This window comes from Bacillus cereus group sp. BfR-BA-01492, assembly GCF_022662815.1.
GTDB classification, from domain to species: Bacteria; Bacillota; Bacilli; order Bacillales; family Bacillaceae_G; genus Bacillus_A; species Bacillus_A cereus_BD.
On record NZ_JAKUEH010000016.1, the window covers coordinates 1 to 13829 of the forward strand.

Sequence of the window (13829 nt, forward strand, 5' to 3'; positions counted from 1 at the left end):
AAACGAATTCATAGTAGCATTGGTTATAAAACTCCTCAAGCAATAGAAGATCTAGCTAAAAAGGTAGCTTAGATTTAACTTTTTTGTGTCCAAAATATTGACTCAAATCCAGTGACAGGGATATACCCTTTCATGTACAACTGGCAAGCGCAAAGTGGTAGTGTATATGGCGGTATTATGCCAATCGATGGATTAGAATTTGGCGATAGTCAAGGTACAATCAATGTTGCACAAGATAGAAAAACGTTTGACATAGGCGGAACTTTAGAGACGAAGTTTCACAATAACATCAGAGCAACGCAAGGAGTTAATATGGGAGGAAACCCCTTTCAACAATGGGGGCATATCCGTTTTACCGATGGAAGCCGTGGAACTGGGTTCTATGTCAATAACTCAAATGGTTGGCACTTTAATGCGCTTGGATAGAAAGGAGATAGAGAAATGAATCAATCTAATATTCCTATGATGCCTTTACAGGAAGGTGATGCGTTTCCTTTTATGGGAAGATTGGTAGACGCAGAACGTACAGAAGCAGGAGTTTTCGTTCAAATACCTATGGATATGTTAAATAACGCAGGAATTCCAAAAGGTACTAGCAAGGTTGAAGTATGGAGAGAGATGGATGGGACATTAAAATTTCGAATCGCTACGTTGTGTGAAGTTTGTAAACGTGGAGCACGACTATATGAACTAGATATGGGATTTGCGAAAAAGAATATTTGTCTAGAGTGTTATACATCACTTACCGGTTCTTATCCATCACAAGAACCACCAGCGAACGGAAATACAATACAAATAGAGAAGGAGCAGCTATAAGCTGTTTTTTATTTTGTACAAAATACGGCTTTTGTTTTGAAATTTCTGTGATGCATTCACCATAAATAAGGTTGTCTCATATCATGTAGAGATTGCTTTATTAAGATTTTAAAAGGATGTGAATACAGTGGAAGATGTATATGTAAAAATCGACAGTTTAAAAGCAGAACAAAAAGAAATTATGCGAGATATTCGTAATTTAGAAACTCGCACAACAATTAATGAGAAAGACATTGCTACAATTAATAAGCAATTAGAAAAGATTAGCATTAATACAACTTGGATTTTACGAATTATTATTAGTGCAATTACTATGTCAGTCTTGGGTTTAATATTAAAAGGGATGATTTAATATCTTAAAATAAAAGTACTTATTGAGAGAGGGACAAGCGTCTCTCTTTTTTATTATAAATAAGGAGATGGAAAGAAAGTGGATCGTATTGATGTATTAATGAAAGGATTTATTGCTACATTTGGTGGCTTTTGTGGGTATTTCTTGGGAGGATGGGATGCAACATTGAAAATCTTAGTAACGATGGCAGTTATTGATTATTTAACTGGCATGATTGCAGCAGGGTATAACGGAGAATTAAAAAGTAAAGTTGGTTTCAAAGGCATCGCCAAAAAGGTGGTGCTTTTTCTTTTAGTTGGAGCGGCAGCTCAATTAGATGCAACGTTAGGAAGTAACAGTGCTATTCGTGAAGCAACAATTTTCTTCTTCATGGGTAATGAGTTACTTTCACTTTTAGAAAATGCTGGACGAATGGGTATTCCGCTTCCGCAAGCTTTAACAAATGCAGTTGAGATTTTAGGCGGTAAACAAAAACAAGAAGATAGAAGAGGAGATGTTAAGTAATGGGACAAATTATTGATATTTCAAAATGGAATGGTGACATTAACTGGCCTATAGCAAAGCAATACATTGATTTCATCATCGCTCGTGTACAAGATGGTTCAAATTATGTAGATCCATTGTATAAAGGATATGTACAAGCCATGAAGCAACATGGTATTCCTTTTGGTAACTATGCATTCTGTCGTTTCGTTTCTGAAAATGATGCAAGAATAGAAGCGCGTGACTTCTGGAACCGTGGAGATAAGAGCGCGACAGTATGGGTTGCGGATGTTGAAGTGAAAACAATGAATGATATGAGAGCGGGCACACAAGCATTTATTGATGAACTACGTCGATTAGGTGCTCAGAAAGTTGGTTTATACGTTGGTCATCATATGTATGCTCCGTTTGGTATGGCAAATGTAAAATCTGACTTTGTTTGGATTCCTCGTTATGGCGGTAACAAGCCAGCTTATCCATGCGATATTTGGCAATACACAGAGACAGGTAATGTACCTGGTATCGGTAAGTGTGATTTGAACCAATTGATTGGCAGTAAATCATTATCTTGGTTTACAGGAGAAAAACAACCAGAACAAGCTATTGCCAATGGCGGCTATCAATATGTTAAATCTGGTGGTTTTGGTATTTCATTGGTTCAGGAAGTCGTAAATGCTATGAATGAGCGTGGAATAAAAGGGAAGGTCGTCTCTAATCCATTAACTGGTTTAGCGTACTTACAAACTGAAGTACTACCTAATGGCGAGCTTGATAAGATTACAGCTTGGATGGATGAAAGAAACTGGTGGTACGAGTACATTAAAAAATAAAACAAAAGAATAGTTTGATGTATAAAAAAGTCGCCCTTAAAATTGGACGGCTTTTTTATACAAGTTTACTTTTGCTATATCTTACTACATTATAACGACTATGCCATAGTTATTGTATTTGGTTTCTATTATAAATTGGTATTAAATAACTTAATTGAAGTGCACTGCATTTCTACCCATTCATTTGCTATATCTTGCTCGATTCCTTCTATATCAATTAGTACTATACTATCATAGACATTTAGTGTTGCTAAGTTATCCTCACTGTTATAATCTAGCTTAGCGATGACTTTAAAGCCTTTATCATTCCGAATTATTGCATTTGCATTTTCATCTGAAAAGGCTATATTTGTATTCCATATAAATTCATCATCGATATCTATTTCTACATTATAGTTTTCATTTTCTTCTGGCTTATCGCCGTCCCACTCAGCGATAAATTGACTGCTATCAACTTGAACTAATACTTTATATCCATCTATTAACTTTTCTGATATATCTACTATTTTTACATTCATTGCTTATTACTCCTGTATTATTTTTTATAGGGTACTCTAACTATGTAACAGCAAATAAAGCCTATGTGTATGTGAGGTAAAGTGAAAAAAGGCTCTCAGTTAAGAGAACCTTTTTATCTATCTTCAACGCCATTCTATATCATTTGAATCAAAGTAGCAGCAGGTACCCTAATTCCTTCTAATTGATTATTTTTAGATACAAGCCAATTGTTTTCATCCAATAGGATTGGATTTACATCATCTGAAGGTGGATTATTTTCATAATTTAGATTTTCGTTATTCCCCACATACTGAATTCATAATGATATTCCGTTCTTTCGATACATACGCCGAATTCTAAATCATCACCAACTAATACAAAATCCGCATACCCAGTTAGAAATCTTGATATGGTTGATAACTCTTCTAGATTATCAAATACTTCAGCAATGTTTAGCTTAACTGCTTCAATTTTACCACCCTTAGAGAAAAAGAGTCTCCCTTGATTAACTGGAAATTTAATATTTTTAGCTGTTTCTTTTAACAGCGCTATTGATAGTCTTCCGTTTTCTTCATAATCAGTGCTACCAAAATTTTTTATGTTTGAATTTTGTTCTAGCGTATTAAATAATTCTTTACAAAATAAATCATTAGATTCTGCATCCATAAATGAGTCCATAGAAATCGTAACAATATTAGAAAGTTCGTCTATTAGTTCTTTTCTACTAGCGTTTCTTTTTGCTTTCATTTTTAGAATTTCGATTCGGCTTTTATTCATATTACTCAAAATCTTTCACACCTTTAGTTTCTTATTTTTTTCCTTTTTTCTTGTATCCTTCAAAATCTTCCGGATAATGTCCAGGGTGTTGGTTATATCTTCCTTTTTCCAGTGGGCTTCCTTTTTCATCATCTGCAGTATGGAAATGGGAACCCCTTCCCATTTTATCTTCTCTATGCTCAATTATATATACTTTTTCATTCTTAATATTAGAATATTCTTCTACCCACCTATGTTCACTAGTTCCATCAAAGATTTGAGTAGGTTTTTGGCGTGGAGTAGAGTTTGGGATTCCAGCGTTACGTCTAGCTTTACGATATGCGCCATTACTAGTTAATAATTTGTCCTGTCTCTCAAGATGAGCTTTATAATTTTCAGTAGCTCTAGCAGTTTTAGCGGCTTTAGTAGCTTGAGCTGCATCTGCAGTCATTTTTACACCTTTTCCAACTTTAGCGAGTTTTCCGAATGGTGTAATACCAGCTACGGCCATTCCGCCTGCAAAAATTCTATCCCAGGTTGACAGTTTTTCTCCAGTAGAAGGGTCAACTCCATCCCAAACTCTTTTAATATCATACTCACCAGTTAATTCACCAGCAATATCTCGAGCTAGTTTGCCGCTATCAAATCCTTTTTCTTCAGAAGAAGGTTTACCACACATTGCGCCTTCTTCCAATGTAACATCTTGATCATCCGCATTACGGAATTTTTCAGCAATTCGTTTTAAATCTTCTTCCACTTGTATAATTGAATTGATAGATGTAAAAGCTCTTGGTCTCGCATCATTGAACATTTGAACGAATTGTTGATTAGAGGCACCGATCCATTGAAAACACAAATGATCAATTTCATTACATAAATTATTATGTATAGATTCTAATGCGATTCTGGTATTACTTGCACGATTTGCGACTTCTTCTAGCATTTCAGGTGTTACTTTGATTTGAACCATTTTTTCCTCCCTTCCTCAATTAAAATTATGAGACAAAAAGAAAAAAATGTAAATACAGAAACTTTAGATTAATATAATAATATTCGCGTGAAATAGAATCTGCTTAATTGTAAATGAAGCCTATATATGTTAAATATTTTCTTACAAAAGAATAGTTTTATGAACAAAATTATTATCTGGTTCTATATGTAGATAATTATATATTGATTTTCATCTTTATAAATGTTAGGGTAAATATACACCGTTTCTTATTTATCTATGAGTACTGTCTGTAGAACGAATAGAATAATTTGAAAAAGATCCCCTGATGCACTCATATGCAGAAGGGGATCTTAATTTTTATGAGATTTAAAATTTACTTTTAGATAATGCTTTAAGTACTGGCTTTACAATTAAACCTATTAAACGAAAGCTTTTAAATATAGAGCGTACAACTTTCATGAAGATGCCCCCTAAAAGAAATTATATATTAAGTATGTATTATTTCTTTTCTTTAACTTCAAATTCAGCTTCAATAAAATTTAATACTTTACCCTTTGTTTTTATGTGCTATTTCACGGATTACATCTATATAAGAATCACTTGCTTCCCCTAGAAGATTTAACCCTCTCAAGAAATCACTTTTTGTTTTATCATCTATGTTTGATAATATTAACTCTATACCTTCTCTTCTCGTTTTCATTGATTGAAGTACTTTCTCATGAATGTCTTTGTAATCAGCACTAGGCTCTAAGTCTTCGAATTTAAGAGTTACTTTCTTTAAATCGTTAAGTGCAATTTTGTAATTATCATCACCAACTGCATCATATACAGCATCCATAGCTTTGTTTAATTCATCACTTAGGTCAAATAAGGAATTCGTATATGTAAGGGACTTATCATTTAAAGTCTTATGTTTTGATGACTCCGTAGAAGTCTCCGAAACAGTTTCTTGTGAAGCTGACTCTTTCGGATGGTCTTTTGATATCCCACAACCTACCCCTAGTAACATGATTGGTAAAACTACGTATGCTAGTTTTTTTGCTTTCATTATGAATCCCCCTTGATAACTAAAGCCTTCTTATTTCAATGTTTTCATTGCTTCTATAAACTTGTTTGAAGCCTCGTTCGTTAGGTTTAATCCTCTCATAAACTCTTCGCTTGCTATGTTGTCTATGCTAGTATATTGAATACTAATTGCATTTTGCATAGTCTTCATTGAGTCTAAAATAAGTTTATGAGTTTCTTCTTGTTTATAGGCTGGATCATGGCTTGGTTTCAAGTTATCATACTTCTTTGTTACGTTTCTTAAGTATAATAGTGCGTTTTTATAACTGTCTTTTGAAACACTTAAAGTGCTATCTTTAGTAACTATCGTAGACAGTTCATTCATAGAGTTTTCTAGTTCTTTGTTTAAGTCAAGTACAGAACTTTTATAATCTACTGCTACTTGCATTTGGTTCTCCTTAACTGGAGTTTCTGTCGTTGAATCCTCTTTAATTATAGTTTCTTTCGTTTTACTATCTTTAGGGTGGTCTTTAGACATATCACAACCTACCCCCAATAACATAAGTGAAAATGCTAAAAATACTAATTTTGCTGCTTTCATTTTAATGTATCCTCCTGGTGATATTAGTTGTTTCTCTAGTTAGGGCTCTTTGTTACTTGAACCAACTCATATAAGGTGTCTACTTTTGATAATGTCAATTCAACACCTTCATGTATAGTCTTCATTTTATGGATTACTATTACCTAAAGCGATAACCGCAGAAATATATTCTTCATTTAATCCTTTTCGAATTATAGCCATACATGTCCCAGACTCATCACCTAAGAATGCTGTTTCAGGAACGCTATTTTTCAATATTTCACTAGTGAATGTAATGATTTCTCTTTCCGGATCTTGAGCATCTGTATAACGATCTTTTTCTATAGCATCGACTGGAAGTATATTTTTTACTTCTGTCATGACATCGGATAATGAACGACTTTGTTTTCCTGATTGGGAAAATTGAAGGGTGATATTATTTGCTCTGCCTTCTAAAAACATTGCTATAATAGAATCGTTTGCAAATCTAGCGATTGAAGCGGACCCTTTATTTGAACCGTATTCTTTTACAAAGTTTTCTTCTGTATCACCTAGACCAGCTTTAACAGAAATTTTATTTGATTGTGTAGCCGGTAATTGTTTTTCCTTATCTGGTGTAGATTCTTTCTTTTCTTTTTGTTGTTTCTCTTTTTCTTCAGCTTCGGCTTTTTCTTTAGCTTCTTTTTCAGCTTTCTGTTGCGCTTCTTCCTGTTTGCGTTTTTCTTCGGCAGCCTTTTTCTCTTCGTTAGCTTGTTTAGCTTTTTCTTGTTCTTCTTTTTCCTGTGCTTTTTTCTCTTTTTCTTTTTCTTGGTTTTCTTTTAATACTTTTTCTTCAGCTCTTTTTTTATCAATTGCAACTCGTTCTTCTGGAGTTATCGACTTGCTAGCAAACACGCTTGCTAAAATAAACGAAATGAATAATACCGGCAAGAAAATTAATATAACTCGACCTCTTGTTTTTGTGTTGCCAACACGAACTACCTTTCCTGGTTTGATTAGACCTATAATTAGTGCAATCACCGATAGTATTGACACTAATAAAAACAAAAACATTAATGCAGTAAACAAATAAAAACCTCCTTATATATGCAAATCAAAATATAATTATAACAGGAATAAATGGTTGAGTTACATAATTATTGTAAAAAATCTAATGTATACTTTCTTAAGCTCGCATAAACCCACATTCAAAAAACTTGTCCATTAAGTTACTTATAATCCTTTTGGATGAGTTATTGTATTATTGAAGAGTATGATAGACATGTATGGAAATGAAAATATATTTACAGTCTGCGAAATGGACATATAATAGAAGAAAAAGAAATATTTATATTGTCATCACCCTGTTGGTGTCAACCTCATGCGCCTAATGGCAACAAAAAACATATACTTCGTACCATTTGGGCAAGATGCACCGGAGAAAAAACCAAACTCAATGGTAGCTCGGATGGAATTGCTTGAAAATACAGTACTAGAAGCGTTAGAAGGGAAACAATTGCAGCCGGTTGTTGTAGAAAAATTCAGATATATGAATTAAAAAACGAAAAAAAACAGACAATTTTTTCGGAAACCATCATTCTTATTGCAGAATATGATAAAATTAACGTTATTAAGATTAGAAGGAGATTTTGCTCCTTCTAATTCTAAGTATAGAAGGATTGGTATCTAGAAAGGGGCATAGTGATGGAAAAGCAAAGAACTTTTCATGTCGCTGTAGTTGGAGCAACCGGCGCAGTTGGTGAACAAATGTTAAATACTTTAGAGAAACGAGATTTTCCAATCGGAAAGTTAACGTTACTTTCATCGAAACGATCTGCAGGTAAGAAGCTTATATTTAAAGGAGAAGAATTCATAGTTCAAGAAGCAACTCCTGAAAGTTTCGAGGGAGTGGATATTGCGCTCTTTAGTGCTGGTGGATCCGTATCGAAACAACTCGCGCCAGAAGCAGCAAAACGCGGTGCGATCGTTGTTGATAATACAAGTGCATTCCGTATGGCAGAAAATGTGCCGCTTGTTGTACCAGAAGTAAATGAAAATGACTTAAAAGAACATAATGGTATTATTGCAAATCCAAACTGTTCTACAATTCAGATGGTAGTTGCTCTTGAGCCGATTCGTCAGCAGTTTGGATTAAAACGAGTAATCGTTTCCACATACCAAGCTGTATCTGGAGCAGGTGCGGCTGCAATTCAAGAACTTCATGAACAATCACAAGCGATTTTAAATGGTGAAGAAGTAAAAGCGAATGTTTTACCTGTATCAGGTGATAAAAAACATTTCCAAATTGCTTTTAACGCAATCCCACAAATCGACAAGTTTGAAGATAATGGATTTACATTTGAAGAAATGAAAATGATTAATGAAACGAAAAAAATCATGCATATGCCTGAGTTAGAAGTTGCTGCAACATGTGTTCGTTTACCTGTTGTATCAGGTCATTCTGAGTCTGTTTATATCGAAGTAGATCAAGAAGGTGTAACAGTAGAAGACTTGAAGAACCTACTTGCAAGTGCAGAAGGGGTAGTATTACAAGATGATCCATCAGAGCAGCTATATCCAATGCCATCTACTGCAGTTGGTAAAAACGAAGTATTCGTTGGACGCATTCGTAAAGATTTAAATAACGAAAAAGGATTCCATCTTTGGGTCGTATCTGATAACTTATTAAAAGGCGCTGCATGGAACTCTGTTCAAATTGCAGAACGATTAATCAAATTACAATTAGTGTAAACGGCTAAGAGAAGGTGCAAAGATGAAAATTATTGTTCAAAAATTTGGTGGGACATCTGTACGTGATGAAAATGGACGTAAGCATGCGCTTCACCATATTAAAAAATCATTAGATGCTGGCTATAAAGTAGTTACAGTTGTATCAGCAATGGGACGAAAAGGCGAGCCATATGCGACAGATACATTATTAAATCTTGTGAATCAAGAGAAATGTAGTATTTCAAAACGTGAGCAAGATTTATTATTATCATGTGGAGAAGTAATCTCAGCTGTCGTCTTCTCAAATATGCTAAATGAAAACGGAATAAAAGCAGCAGCGCTAAATGGTGCGCAAGCTGGTTTTGTAACGAATGATGACTTTACGAATGCAAAGATTATTGAAATGAATTGCGATCGTATACATGAAGAGTTACAAAATGTAGATGTTATTGTTGTTACAGGATTTCAAGGCCGAACGAAAGCTGGAGATACGACAACACTTGGACGCGGAGGCAGTGATACATCAGCTTCCGCATTAGGTGTTGCACTTCATGCGGAATATATAGATATATTTACAGATGTAGAAGGTGTAATGACGGCAGATCCACGTATTGTAAAAGATGCACGTCATCTTCAAACTGTAACATACAATGAAATTTGTAACATGGCATATCAAGGGGCAAAAGTTGTTCATCCGCGCGCTGTTGAAATTGCGATGCATGCGAAAGTGCCGCTTCGCGTACGTTCTACGTACTCTGATAGCGAAGGTACGCTTATTGCAGCATATGATGGTGCTACGAAAGGGCGCGATGTAGAGGAACGTCCTGTGACAGGGATTGCCCACGTATCGAATGTGACACAAATTAAAGTGCTTGCGAAAGATGGAGCATATGACTTACAGCAACAAGTGTTCAAGGAGATGGCGAGTGAAGGAATTAGTGTTGATTTAATTAATATTTCACCAACAGGTGTGGCGTATACAGTAAGTGATCATGTATCAGGTCGTGCGATTGAAATATTAAGAACACTTGGATATGAACCAATCGTAACGGAACATTGTGCAAAGGTATCCATTGTTGGAGCTGGAATGGCTGGCATTCCAGGGGTTACTGCTAAAATTGTTACTGCATTAGCAGAAAAAGGTATTCAAATTTTACAATCTGCAGATAGCCATACGACGATTTGGGTGCTTGTGAAAGAGACAGATTTAGTAGAGGCTGTAAATGCATTACATAGTGCATTTGAGCTTTCTAAAGAAAAGCAACTGGAACAACAATAAGGAGTGAGACCATGATAGATTTTGGGACAATTGCAACCGCGATGGTAACGCCGTTTGATAAAAACGGAAATATCGATTTTGCAAAGACAACGAAATTGGTAAATTATTTAATAGATAACGGTACAACTACAATCGTGGTAGGAGGAACGACTGGAGAGTCACCTACATTATCATCAGAAGAAAAAGTAGCGTTATATCGCCATGTCGTATCTGTTGTCGATAAAAGGGTACCCGTAATCGCTGGAACAGGTAGCAATAATACACATGCTTCTATTGAGCTAACAAAAAAAGCGACAGAAGTTGGTGTCGATGCAGTGATGTTAGTGGCGCCGTATTATAATAAACCAAGTCAAGAAGGAATGTATCAGCATTTTAAAGCGATTGCTGAGAGCACTGAACTTCCGGTTATGCTATATAATGTTCCGGGGCGATCTATTGTTCAAATTTCTGTTGATACAGTTGTTCGTTTATCAAAAATTCCAAACATCGTTGCAATTAAAGATGCGGGTGGCGATGTATTAACAATGACAGAAATTATTGAAAAAACAGCGGACGATTTTGCTGTATACAGCGGTGATGACGGTTTAACGTTACCAGCTATGGCAGTTGGAGCGAAAGGTATTGTATCTGTTGCTTCTCATGTGATTGGAAAAGAAATGCAAGAAATGATTTCAGCATTCCAATCAGGAGATTTTAAAAAGGCACAAACATTACATCAATTACTTCTAAGAGTAACAAATGCATTATTTATGGCACCGAGCCCAACACCAGTAAAAACAGCGTTACAAATGGTTGGCTTAGATGTAGGCTCTGTACGTTTACCACTTCTTCCACTAACAGAAGAAGAACGAGTAACTTTACAAGAAGTGATACAATCAATCCCGCGTTAATAAAAATGACCTAGTTTTCAGCTAGGTCATTTTTATTTTGAGGAAAAATTACGCTTATAATAAAAGTTTCTGAAGAATAATTTTCGGTTTCCCTTTCTCATCGGTATATGTCCCTATAATATCAAAGCCACTTTTAATATTGAGAATGAGCATATTACGCCATTTATTTTTCGTTTTCGTCTGAACGATAGAATACCCCTTTTCTTTTAATAACTGATGTTGAGCTTTCATTAATTGAGAGCCAATCCCTTGATTTCTATAATGATTAGCAACGCCGCCTAACCAACTATAAAACGTTTCGTCATTCAGCTCATATCCGATTTTATAACCGACCACTTGTTGATTGTGCATAGCTAAATTAATGAGTAACTTTGGTTTATTTTGCATTTGTTTTATTAAGTCATTGGAATGGTTAAAAATTGTTTCGTGTAATTGAAGAATTCCATCTCGTATCTTTTTATTTGGAGATGATTCAAAAATGAAATAATCCATGTAAACGCTCCCTTTCTTTTTTATTCTCTTTATTCCCGTGAGATGATTGTTTTCCTTCTGAGTAAAGGAATATTTCATTTGGAATTTATATGCTTTCCTCTCTTTCTCACGATTTAACTTGTGTTCCAATTCTTATATCAGTTATAATATGGCTAAGTAGCTTAGTACGGGTATGCTTAGCAAAAGTGGAAAAAAATACAATTTAGCAGCATTTTTATATGATATTGCATAACATATTTGATTTATATAAATGAAAGAGAGGTGAAACCTGGTTTAAAAAATGAAAGAGAACATGATATCGCATAACGGTAAGGACATTCGTCTTGGACGGTGAATATATGGTGGTTGTAGAGTTTCCCTGGTGTCTCTACAATTTTAGTGAAATCAGTGTTTACAAGATTTTTAAACCAGGCAACAACATGAAGAGAAAAGAGATTGATTCTGTAAAGGTATTTGCTCTTGGTGGAGTAGGTGAAATCGGAAAAAATATGTACTGCGTCGAAATTGATTCCGAAATTTTTATCGTTGATGCAGGCTTAATGTTTCCAGGAGATGAGATGTTTGGAATTGATATCGTAATCCCTGATATTACATATTTAATAGAAAATCAAGAGCGAGTAAAAGGTTTATTTATTACACACGGTCATGAAGACCATATTGGCGGAATTGTTTATGTAATGCGTCAGCTTTCCATTCCGGTATATGCAACAAAGTTAACGGTAGGATTAATTCAAGAAAAGTTGAATGAAGCAGGAATGCTTGGTCGTGTAGATTTAAAAACAATTGATTCAAATTCGGAAGTTGAATTTAATACGACAACGGTTTCATTCTTTGGAACAACGCACAGTATTCCTGATTCTGTTGGTGTATGCTTCCATACATCAAAAGGTGCAATTGTATATACAGGAGATTTTAAGTTTGATCAAACACCGATTGGTAATAGCGGAGCAGATCTTGGAAAGATGGCGAAAATCGGAAATGAAGGTGTACTCTGCTTATTATCTGATAGTACGAATGCGGAACGTCCTGGTTACACAGGTTCTGAAAAAGAAGTTGGTATCGAAATATCAAAAGTTTTTTATGGCGCAGAAGGACGCATCATTGTTGCTTCTTTTGCATCCAATGTTCACCGTATTCAGCAAGTTTTTGATGCAGCGGCTGAAACAGGACGTAAAGTAGCGGTTGTTGGCCGTAGCATGGTGAAAGTAGTAGATATTGCAAGACGTCTTGGGTATTTAGATGTGCCGGATGGCATGGTTATTTCATTGCAAGAAATAGATAACTTCCCAGAGAAGAAGGTGGCAATTTTAACAACAGGTAGCCAAGGTGAACCGATGGCAGCCCTTTCAAGAATGGCAAAGCAATCTCATAAACAAATTTCCATTCGCAAGGGAGATACAGTTATTATCGCAGCATCTCCAATTCCTGGTAATGAAGTATCGGTATCCAAAATTATCGATTTATTATTTAGAGCTGGTGCAGAAGTTGTCTATTATGGTGAAAGAAAAGTACACGTTTCCGGTCATGGTAGTCAAGAAGAATTAAAATTAATGTTAAATTTAATGAAACCGCAATATTTTATACCCGTACATGGTGAATTCCGTATGCAAAAAGCGCATGCGTATTTAGCTGAAGATGTAGGTATTGCAAGAGAAAATATTTTCATCGTCGATAAAGGTGATGTAATTGCTTTTGAAGGTGATGAGGCAAAACCAGCTGGCAAAGTACAAGCAGGTAATGTTCTTATTGATGGATTAGGCGTAGGAGATGTTGGGAATATCGTTCTGCGCGATCGAAAAATGTTATCACAAGATGGGATTTTAGTTGTTGTAGTAACGCTTGGAAAAGAAGAGAAAAAAATCATCTCTGGCCCAGAAATTATTTCACGCGGATTTGTCTATGTTCGTGAATCAGAGGCATTAATTGAAAGATCTACAGACATTGTACGTACAATTGTAGAACAGTCTATTAAAGAATATTCGATTGAATGGTCTATGTTGAAGCAAAATATTCGCGAACTATTAGGGCAATTCTTATATGAAGAAACGAAAAGAAAGCCAATGATTTTACCGATTATTATGGAAGTGTAAAAGGTCACCTTTACTGGTGACTTTTTTCTTTTTCATCCCTTTCGAATGAAATTTACAACTTAAGAAATAATAGGTATATACGAGCGAAAGGGGATGC

Annotated in this window: 17 protein-coding genes and 1 pseudogene; 10 read left to right on the forward strand and 8 right to left on the reverse strand. The window is 35.1% G+C overall.

The window, feature by feature from the left end; translation table 11 throughout:
• Positions 1-132: 132 nt before the first annotated feature.
• The 5 genes from MR063_RS17170 to MR063_RS17190 all read left to right on the forward strand — a co-directional run bounded on the left by MR063_RS17170 (position 133) and on the right by MR063_RS17190 (position 2481).
• Positions 133-426, forward strand: coding sequence for a hypothetical protein (locus MR063_RS17170; RefSeq protein WP_396021854.1), 294 nt, complete (start codon positions 133-135; stop codon positions 424-426).
• Between the two features lie 15 nt (positions 427-441).
• Complete coding sequence (locus tag MR063_RS17175) at positions 442-816, forward strand: hypothetical protein (protein ID WP_242200151.1); 375 nt, start codon at positions 442-444, stop codon at positions 814-816.
• Between the two features lie 127 nt (positions 817-943).
• A complete protein-coding gene (locus tag MR063_RS17180) occupies positions 944-1168 on the forward strand; it encodes a hypothetical protein (RefSeq protein ID WP_000390477.1) in 225 nt (74 codons plus the stop codon).
• Positions 1169-1246: 78 nt separating this feature from the next.
• A complete protein-coding gene (locus MR063_RS17185; protein WP_242200162.1) occupies positions 1247-1672 on the forward strand; it encodes a phage holin family protein in 426 nt (141 codons plus the stop codon).
• A complete protein-coding gene (locus MR063_RS17190) occupies positions 1672-2481 on the forward strand; it encodes a GH25 family lysozyme (RefSeq protein WP_242200164.1) in 810 nt (269 codons plus the stop codon). Before MR063_RS17185 ends, MR063_RS17190 begins: the two co-directional genes overlap by 1 nt.
• 128 nt (positions 2482-2609) lie before the next feature.
• Here the strand turns inward: MR063_RS17190 and MR063_RS17195 are convergent, their stop codons facing one another.
• The 7 genes from MR063_RS17195 to MR063_RS17225 form a co-directional block, all read right to left on the reverse strand.
• Complete coding sequence (locus tag MR063_RS17195) at positions 2610-2999, reverse strand: hypothetical protein (RefSeq protein WP_242200166.1); 390 nt, start codon at positions 2997-2999, stop codon at positions 2610-2612.
• A 134-nt stretch (positions 3000-3133) separates the two neighbouring features.
• A complete protein-coding gene (locus MR063_RS17200; RefSeq protein ID WP_176543943.1) occupies positions 3134-3286 on the reverse strand; it encodes a hypothetical protein in 153 nt (50 codons plus the stop codon).
• Positions 3265-3765 carry a YxiF family protein gene (locus MR063_RS17205; RefSeq protein WP_000069067.1) on the reverse strand — a complete coding sequence of 167 codons (501 nt, stop codon included), beginning with the start codon at positions 3763-3765 and terminating at the stop codon, positions 3265-3267. The genes MR063_RS17200 and MR063_RS17205 overlap by 22 nt, the downstream gene beginning before the upstream one ends.
• Positions 3766-3787: 22 nt before the next feature.
• Positions 3788-4705: a WXG100 family type VII secretion target gene (locus MR063_RS17210; protein WP_242200184.1), complete on the reverse strand. Its 918-nt coding sequence runs from the start codon at positions 4703-4705 to the stop codon at positions 3788-3790.
• A 529-nt stretch (positions 4706-5234) separates the two neighbouring features.
• Positions 5235-5735, reverse strand: coding sequence for a DUF6376 family protein (locus tag MR063_RS17215; RefSeq protein ID WP_242200186.1), 501 nt, complete (start codon positions 5733-5735; stop codon positions 5235-5237).
• Positions 5736-5765: 30 nt separating this feature from the next.
• On the reverse strand, positions 5766-6293 hold the full coding sequence (locus tag MR063_RS17220; protein WP_242200189.1) for a hypothetical protein: 528 nt from the start codon (positions 6291-6293) through the stop codon (positions 5766-5768).
• Between the two features lie 126 nt (positions 6294-6419).
• The gene (locus MR063_RS17225) at positions 6420-7340 is read right to left on the reverse strand and encodes a hypothetical protein (protein WP_242200191.1); all 921 of its coding nucleotides are present in this window, start codon (positions 7338-7340) and stop codon (positions 6420-6422) included.
• A gap of 280 nt (positions 7341-7620) precedes the next feature.
• Between MR063_RS17225 and spoVFB the strand changes: the two are divergent.
• The 4 genes and pseudogenes from spoVFB to dapA form a co-directional block, all read left to right on the forward strand.
• A pseudogene (spoVFB, locus tag MR063_RS17230) lies at positions 7621-7809 on the forward strand (dipicolinate synthase subunit B); the annotation flags it as partial.
• A 146-nt stretch (positions 7810-7955) separates the two neighbouring features.
• Positions 7956-9002 (forward strand): aspartate-semialdehyde dehydrogenase, encoded by a 1047-nt coding sequence (gene asd / locus MR063_RS17235; protein WP_242200200.1) that lies wholly within the window; start codon positions 7956-7958, stop codon positions 9000-9002.
• A gap of 22 nt (positions 9003-9024) precedes the next feature.
• Entirely contained in the window at positions 9025-10260 is a 1236-nt protein-coding gene (dapG, locus tag MR063_RS17240) for an aspartate kinase (protein WP_242200203.1), read from the forward strand.
• Positions 10261-10271: 11 nt separating this feature from the next.
• Entirely contained in the window at positions 10272-11150 is an 879-nt protein-coding gene (gene dapA, locus MR063_RS17245; protein ID WP_242200205.1) for a 4-hydroxy-tetrahydrodipicolinate synthase, read from the forward strand.
• A 54-nt stretch (positions 11151-11204) separates the two neighbouring features.
• On the opposite strand, the gene MR063_RS17250 is transcribed toward dapA, so the two are convergent.
• Positions 11205-11642, reverse strand: a complete 438-nt coding sequence (locus MR063_RS17250; RefSeq protein WP_242200207.1) for a GNAT family N-acetyltransferase — start codon at positions 11640-11642, stop codon at positions 11205-11207.
• Between the two features lie 419 nt (positions 11643-12061).
• On the opposite strand from MR063_RS17250, the gene MR063_RS17255 reads away from it, so the two are divergent.
• Positions 12062-13732, forward strand: a complete 1671-nt coding sequence (locus MR063_RS17255) for a ribonuclease J (protein ID WP_242200210.1) — start codon at positions 12062-12064, stop codon at positions 13730-13732.
• Positions 13733-13829 lie beyond the last annotated feature (97 nt).